The sequence below is a fragment of the Pseudomonas sp. 008 genome, assembly GCF_016861935.1.
Taxonomy (GTDB): domain Bacteria; phylum Pseudomonadota; class Gammaproteobacteria; order Pseudomonadales; family Pseudomonadaceae; genus Aquipseudomonas.
In genome coordinates this window covers 114,907-121,501 of record NZ_BOMA01000019.1, presented here as the reverse complement: position 1 = coordinate 121,501, position 6,595 = coordinate 114,907, and the positions used below count along the sequence as shown (strand labels likewise).

At 60.0% G+C, this 6,595-nt stretch carries 5 protein-coding genes and 2 pseudogenes; 3 read left to right on the top strand and 4 right to left on the bottom strand.

What is annotated here, in order from left to right:
- Nucleotides 1–36 precede the first annotated feature (36 nt).
- Nucleotides 37–1,479, bottom strand: coding sequence for an amidase (locus JUI81_RS29460; RefSeq protein WP_096481102.1), 1,443 nt, complete (start codon nucleotides 1,477–1,479; stop codon nucleotides 37–39).
- 64 nt (nucleotides 1,480–1,543) lie between these two features.
- A complete protein-coding gene (locus tag JUI81_RS29455) occupies nucleotides 1,544–2,857 on the bottom strand; it encodes an MFS transporter (protein WP_204125538.1) in 1,314 nt (437 codons plus the stop codon).
- Nucleotides 2,858–3,103: 246 nt separating this feature from the next.
- On the opposite strand from JUI81_RS29455, the gene JUI81_RS32030 reads away from it, so the two are divergent.
- Nucleotides 3,104–3,238 carry a hypothetical protein gene (locus tag JUI81_RS32030; protein WP_275406306.1) on the top strand — a complete coding sequence of 45 codons (135 nt, stop codon included), beginning with the start codon at nucleotides 3,104–3,106 and terminating at the stop codon, nucleotides 3,236–3,238.
- Nucleotides 3,239–3,304: 66 nt separating this feature from the next.
- Nucleotides 3,305–4,120 carry a 3-methyl-2-oxobutanoate hydroxymethyltransferase gene (gene panB, locus JUI81_RS29450; RefSeq protein ID WP_096481097.1) on the top strand — a complete coding sequence of 272 codons (816 nt, stop codon included), beginning with the start codon at nucleotides 3,305–3,307 and terminating at the stop codon, nucleotides 4,118–4,120.
- A gap of 6 nt (nucleotides 4,121–4,126) precedes the next feature.
- Here panB and JUI81_RS29445 read toward each other — a convergent pair whose 3' ends face one another.
- A complete protein-coding gene (locus tag JUI81_RS29445; protein WP_374707281.1) occupies nucleotides 4,127–5,527 on the bottom strand; it encodes a PLP-dependent aminotransferase family protein in 1,401 nt (466 codons plus the stop codon).
- A gap of 341 nt (nucleotides 5,528–5,868) precedes the next feature.
- Nucleotides 5,869–6,054 (bottom strand): annotated as a pseudogene (locus JUI81_RS29440) (DUF933 domain-containing protein); the annotation flags it as partial.
- Between JUI81_RS29440 and JUI81_RS29435 the strand changes: the two are divergent.
- A pseudogene (locus JUI81_RS29435) lies at nucleotides 6,048–6,364 on the top strand (chemotaxis protein); the annotation flags it as partial. The pseudogenes JUI81_RS29440 and JUI81_RS29435 overlap by 7 nt on opposite strands.
- Nucleotides 6,365–6,595 lie beyond the last annotated feature (231 nt).

Below are 6,595 nucleotides of genomic sequence, written 5' to 3'. Positions count from 1 at the left end.
CTTGCCCGCGAAGAATGCACCGCGTTTTTTCAGCGACTACGCGTTATCGTTCTTCGCGGGCAAGCCACGCTCCCACAGGCGAGACGGCGGGCTGGGCCAGTGGCGAATCGTGCCGCGCCAGTTTTCATAGGCCTTGCCGAGCCGAAGCAACCACTGGTCTGCGAAGCGCGGAGCGATCATCTGCAGGCCGATCGGCATGCCTTGGTCGGTAAAGCCGCAGTTGATTGACAGGGCTGGCTGCTCGCCCATGTTCCACGGCACAGTGAAGACGATGTGCTCGAACGGCAGGCGCGGGTCATTGGTGGGCGAGGCCCATTCAGCCGCAAAGGCACTGACCTGGTTGGTCGGCGACAACACCAAGTCGACATTATGAAAGACCTCGGCTGCCCGGCGCCGGATTTCGAACGTCTGGTTGAACCCCTCAACCGCCTGCACGGCGCTCAGCTTCTCGGCCGCTGCCGCCCAGTCGCGAATGTAGGGCAAGACCTGATCGAACCGCTCGGGGCTCAGGGCCAGCAACTGACTCCACTGTCGCGCCTGCCAGAATTGATCCAGGCCCTGGAGCACGGCTCGGTCCATCAGTGGCTTGATCTGACGTACCTGGGCGCCCTGGCTTTCGAATAGGCGAGCCGCTTCCCGAACCGCCGAGCACACCTGTTCGTCTGGTTGAATGCCACAGCCGGGATCGAGCATCAGACCGATTTTCAGCCCTTGGATCGACAACTGTTCCAGGGCCCAATCGCCTTGTTCCGGTAGCAGGCTGGTGGCATCCCGCGCATCGGGGCGGGACAGGTAGCGCATCATCAGTGCACAGTCATCCATGCTGCGGGTCATGGGGCCGGCACAACGGCCGGTGTAATACGGGTCGATGGGGATGCGCCCGAGTGTCGGCTTGAACCCCACCAGGGCGCACCAGGCTGCGGGCAAACGGACCGACCCGCCGATGTCGGTGCCGACATGCAGCGGCCCATAGCCGGCCGCTGCTGCCGCCGCCGCGCCGGCACTGGAACCACCGGGATTGTTCGCCAGGTTCCAGGGATTGCGTGTCACGCCGTGGAAACTCGACAGCCCCGACGACAACATCCCGTAGTCCGGAACCGTTGTCTTGCCCAGGACTATCGCTCCGGCCTCACGCATCCGCGCCGCCGGTGGTGCGTCCGCTGTGGCCGGGATCAACTCGGTCGCGGCGCAGCCCAGGGGAATGCAGTCGCCTTGCGTCGCTATCAACTCCTTGAGCGTCACAGGTAAACCATCGAGCAGACCACGGGGTTGGCCCCGGCTCCAGCGCTCGCTGGCGGCGGCCGCCTGTTCCCGGACCCGTTGCGGGTCAAAGGCGTACAAGGCATTAAGATGGGGTTCCCAGCGCTCGATGTGGGCCAGCAAATGGTCGTAGTACTCCAGCGGTGACAGCTCCTTGCTGGCGAACAACGCCAACAGTTGCACCGCCGATAGATCATGCAAATCGTTGACGCAGCTCATGCCGATTGCCGTCCTTTGGTATTCAGGGGCAAGCGCCGCGACCGGCGGCGCGAAAAGGTCAGGCTCAGGCGCCTGGAACCACCGAAACGTCAGCCACCGACGAGGATCGAAAGCCGAAGAACAACGCCATGAGTGCCCCGACGGCCCCCATGACCACGCAATAGCCTACGCAGACCCAAGGGCTCCACGGCATCAGTCCGATCAGCAGAAGCGGCGTGGTACTGGCCCAGAGTGCGTAGGCAATATTGTAGGTAAAGGAGATACCGGACACCCGGATCCGGGTCGGAAACAACCCCACCATTACCGAGGGCACCGCACCCACTACGCCGCAGGTCAGGCCGGCCAGCGCATAGGCCACGCTGATCCAGTAGCCACCACTGATCAGGCTGGCGTAAAGCACCGCGGTCCCCACCGGCAGCAGCAGGCTATAAACCAGCACCGCGCGCCAGGCGCCGATCCGGTCCACCAGTAATCCAGCCAGTACACAGCCGATATTCAGGAACACAATGCCCAGGCTGCTCAGCGCGAACGTATGGCTGGCACTCATGCCGAAGCTTTTCTGCATGACAGTCGGGGTGATCACCACCAGCACCACCACCGCCGATGTCAGCACACAGGTCAAAAGCATCGCCGGCAGGATGGATTTGCGGTGATCGCGCAATACTGTCCGTAATGGCAACTCCGCATCCAATTTACGTCGCGCCTGCAAGGCCATGAACACCGGGGTTTCACTCAGCCAGCGCCGCAGCCAGACCCCGATCACCCCGAATATACCACCCAGCAGGAAGGGGAGGCGCCAGGCGAAGTCGAGGATCTCGGCGGGGCTATAGAGCCGCGCCAGGAGGGTTGCGGTCAGTGCCCCCAGCAGATAGCCAAACGTTAATCCGGCCTGCAGCACACCCAGGGCATAGCCACGATGCCCGACCGGGGCATGCTCGGCCACGAACACCCAGGCGCTAGGCACTTCGCCGCCCACCGCGGCACCTTGCAGCACCCGCAACAGCAGCAGCGTCAAGGGTGCCCAGTAACCGATCTGTTCGTAGGTCGGCATGATTCCGATCAACAGGCAGGGCAAAGCCATCATCAGGATGCTCAGGCTGAACACCCGCTTGCGCCCCACCCGGTCTGCGAAATGCGCCATCAGGATGCCGCCCAGCGGACGTGCCAGATAGCCGCTGACGAAAATTCCGAAACTTTGCAGCAAGCGCAGCCACTCAGGCATCTCTGGCGGAAAGAACAACTGGCTGAGGGTCAGGGCGAAGAACACAAAGATGATGAAGTCGTAGATTTCCAGCGCACCACCCAGCGCCGCCAGGCCCAGGGTCTTGTAGTCAGACCGGGAAAAGCGACCGGGTTGTGGATCAATGTGGGCCGTCATAAAGGGGCTCTAAACAGGAACTCATGAAAACTCGCGACTGAAACAGCATTTGAAACCACGCCCTTGAACAGGCAGTGCCGTTCGAATGAAGCCATCAGGTACATAGCCGGTAATGGTCCATCCAATTACCGGGCGGGACAACCTGACAATGCATCTGGGTTGCTTTTTAGGGCAAATCTGTACATTGAGTTTTTGCGTGTTTAACCAATAATCGGGCACTTTCTAACCCTGGATATTGAGCGCAACATGGAAGAAATTCAGCGTAATTTCGACGATTTTAATCACCCGGACGTTGAAGCGATCGCGATTATCCGCGGTCGCGTGTTGCAGGCATTGCAACAATATTTGCTGGAGCGCGACTTCAAGCAGTCAAGCAGTTGATGCCCATCCTCATGTAATGACAGACGCCCCCTCCCCGGGGTTTTCAATCATCACAGGAAGACACTTATGAGCGCTCATACCCGTACTAAACGATTGACGGTTCCGCAACTGGTCGCGATGAAGGGCCAACAGAAAATCGTATCCCTGACGGCGTACTCCAGCTCTATTGCCAGGTTGATAGACCCAATCGTCGATTTCATTCTGGTCGGTGACTCTACTGCTATGGTCGGCTACGGTCGGGCCTCGACGCTGAGTATGCAGCTCGAAGAAATCATCGGACACACCCGGGCCGTGGTCGACAGCACGCGCCTGTCTTGCGTCATCGCCGACATGCCTTTCGGCAGCTATCAGGAATCTAACGAACAGGCCTTTCGCAATTGCGCGCAGGTCCTGGCGCGCACCGGTTGCGATGCCGTCAAGCTGGAAGCCAACAAGGCCCTGGCGGGTACCGTCGAGTTTCTGGTGGCACGCGGCATTCCGGTCATGGCCCACGTCGGGCTGATGCCGCAGTTCGTCAATGTCATGGGAGGGTTCAAGGCCCAGGGCCTGACCGCCGAAGCCGGTGCGATGATTGCCGAGGACGCTCGGGCCAACCTCGAAGCCGGGGCCTTCAGTCTGCTGCTCGAGGGGGTGGCTGAAGGCGTGGCCCGGCAAATTACCCTGGATTCGAAAATGCCCACCATCGGCATTGGCGCCTCACCGGTCTGCGACGGCCAGGTGCTGGTGACCGAGGACGTGCTGGGTCTGGGCGGTGAACAGGTGCCGCGCTTCGTCAAGCAGTACGCTGATGTCGGCGCGGTGATTCGCGGCGCTTGTGAGCGTTTTGCCGAAGAGGTGCGCGATGGCCGCTTCCCTGAATCGCGGCATTGCTATGGGCTCTAGGCATGGCTATGGCTCTTCGCTGATAGCCTGGGCCAGTTTCTTCAGGGCCAGGGGTATATCCTTGCTCCAGTCGAGGGTGTAGCTCAGGCGCACGTGATGCCGCCAGGCCCCCTGCTGGCTGAATATTTCCCCGGGGGCGATAACGATGCGCTGGGCCAGCAAGCGCTCGAACACCCGCCGCATGTCCACCGAGTGCCTGGCCTCGAGCCAGAAGGTCGCTCCGCCTTGCGGTGCGACAACCCGTAACTGGCCATCGCCGTGCGCCTCCAGCAAGGCCTCCATCCGTTTCATCCGGTCCAGCAGCATGGCCCGCAGCACCATTAGATGCTGGTCGATGCGCTTGGAGCTGAAGAGTTTGGCGATCGCTTTCTGACGGATCGGTGACAGACGAAATGCCCGTTCCAGAAATAACCGATGCAACTGAGGCCCGTGTCGGCGACACAGTACATAACCATAGGGCGCTTCCGAGCCGATGATCTTGTCGAAGGTTGAGAACACCAACAGCTTTTCCGGATCGGCAAAATCGCGATAGCGCGCGGGTTTGGGAGAGAAATAGAACTCGCCGTAGCTGTCGTTTTCGAACAGCCAGACATCCCGCTCCGCCAGCCAGCGACAGATTTGCTGTTTATCCTGCGCCGGCATCAGCTTGCCTTGGGGAATATTCACGGTCGACGACAGCACCGCCAGCCGGATGGGCTCACGCCTGAGCAACTCACTGAGCGTGGACAGATCGAAGCGTCCATCCTCGCCGAGCGGGACTTCGATCACGCGAATCTTGGCTGCCTGCAACTGACGCAGGATCGCCCATGAGCAAGGCGACTCCACCAGCGCCACAGTGCCACCCAGATTCAAGGCGCTGAGGGACAACTCCAGCACACTGCGCAGGTCTGAGCCGATAAACACGTGCTCGGCCTGCCAGTAGCTGTGAGTGGAACGGGTGTAGCGGTCGGCCAGGGCGCCGCGTAGCTCAGGCTCGCCGAACGGCTGATAGAGTGGCGCATGGGAGCGCGGGTATTGCCGGGCCAGTTCGCGCTCCATCATCAACAACGGGTTTTCCAGCGACAACAACATCGCCGGCGCGTCACTGCTAAGGGCCAGCATCCCCGGCTGGCGCGCGTTGGAGAATACGTTGTCCAGCAGATTGGGCGAGCCCTCGTTCAATAAGGGGGCCGGCATCGCCTTGGTGAAATAACCGAACTTGGGTTTGGCATAGATCCGTCCCTCGTCTTCGAGAAGCGAATAGGCGTACTTGGTCGTCGACACCGACACATTCAGGCGCCGGGCCAGTTGCCGCAAGGACGGCAATTTCTGTTCACGTTCCGAATTGGCGGTTTCGATCAGCTCGACCAGATAGCGGTACACCGCCTGATAGGCGAAAGAGGCGTCTTTGGTTGTAAGCAGGCTCACTTGCTGAAATTCCTGTGTGCCCACTGCACGAAAACGCTGGCGACCTGAAGCGGCAAGCCTGAGGTATGTTTTTCCAGGTGTTCAAGTCCAGCGATGACCTGGGACCTGATGGCAATGCCATCAAGCAAAACCAGGAGACACTCGAAAGGAAATGGCATGCTCTTCATCCCTGTAGTGATTGCCAATAAAACTATTCTTGCATAACTGGGCAGCGTTCCCGCGTTACCGGACAGGCTACGGATGGAGGAGGGGGGGTGTCCCAATATGCAAAATCCCCGTATCAGCGAGTGATTACGGGGATTTTGTGTCTATCGAGGTCCGTGGAAAACCACGGTTCCTCTTTACACGTTGAAGCGGAAGTGCATCACGTCGCCATCCTTGACGATGTATTCCTTGCCTTCCAGACGCCATTTACCAGCTTCCTTGGCACCGGCTTCACCCTTGAACTGGATGAAGTCGTTGTAGGCGATGACTTCGGCGCGGATGAAGCCTTTCTCTAAGTCGGTGTGGATCACGCCAGCAGCTTGCTGCCGCCCTGATCGCCGACTCCTCGAAGACCCAGCGCGGCATGATCATCGCAGGCCGGACAGCCGAGTCGCTCAAGAACATTGTCAATGGCACCAGCGCGGTGTCCAGCCTGGTGTCGCTGATCTACCAGGCTTCCAGCGAGCAGGCGTCAGGTTTGCAACAGGCCAGCGTCGGGCTTGAGCAGATCGATGAAGTCACCCAGAAGAACCATTCCAGCTCGCAGGAATGTGCGCTGGCGGCCCGCGACCTTTCGGAGCGGGTATCGCTGATGCAGCGGGTGTTGGGCGTTTCAAGGTCAAGAGGGCCTAGCCACAAAGCCCCGTCGGGCAACGAGGCTGCGGGTCCGGCCTCGTTCCTCAAGTGCGGGGTGCCAATAAAATGGCGATTACCGTTCATCTGAAATGGTTTTTGCCTACCGTTAACGGGTTATTGACACTTCTCGCCCGGCGTCATGATAATTGCGCGCCATTTCCGGGCGCAGGAGCGTCCGGAAGGGTGATCGGTGAATGATCGGTGATGAACGGCGGAAAAGTGATTTCT